The sequence below is a fragment of the Geminicoccus flavidas genome (genome assembly GCF_009806515.1).
GTDB lineage: Bacteria > Pseudomonadota > Alphaproteobacteria > Geminicoccales > Geminicoccaceae > Geminicoccus > Geminicoccus flavidus.
Genome location: NZ_WUJP01001002.1, coordinates 1 through 530, shown reverse-complemented (window position 1 = coordinate 530; position 530 = coordinate 1). Strand labels below are relative to the sequence as shown.

The 530-nt window shown below is 71.3% G+C and carries 1 protein-coding gene; it reads left to right on the top strand.

The window, feature by feature from the left end; translation table 11 throughout:
• On the top strand, nucleotides 1-530 hold a 530-nt coding region (locus tag EQG76_RS28390), incomplete at both ends, for a quinoprotein dehydrogenase-associated SoxYZ-like carrier (RefSeq protein WP_159718480.1).

The following is a 530-nucleotide window of genomic DNA, read 5'->3' as shown; positions in this document are numbered from 1 at the left end:
GGCGGGCGCCGGCCTGATGCTGGCCCTGTTCCTGGCGATCGCGAGCCCGGTGCTGGCCGCGGGCGGCACCGAGAGCGAGCGGGAGGAGCGCTGGCAGGACCTGCGCCAGTCGATCTTCGGCGAGCGCCCGATCGAGGATGGTGCCGGGCTGATCACGCTGGAAGCGCCGGCGCGCGCCCTGGACGCGGCTTTGGTGCCGATCACGATCCGGATCACGCCTGAGCACCGCGACCGTGTCGCCGCCGTCCATCTGGTGATCGACGACAATCCCTCGCCCTATGCCGCAAAGGCCAATTTCGGCCCGGCCGGCGATCCGGCGGTGCTGCGCCTGCGAGTGCGGATCGACGGCTACACCAATGTCCATGCGGTGGCCGAGACCAAGAATGGCCAGCTCTACGCCACCGCCGCCTTCGTCAAGGCATCGGGCGGCTGCTCGGCCCCCATCGGGGTGAGCGACGAGGTCGCCATGCAGGGCATGGGCCAGATGAAGCTGCGCCCTGCCGGGCCGGACACGCAGGGCGAGGCCACGC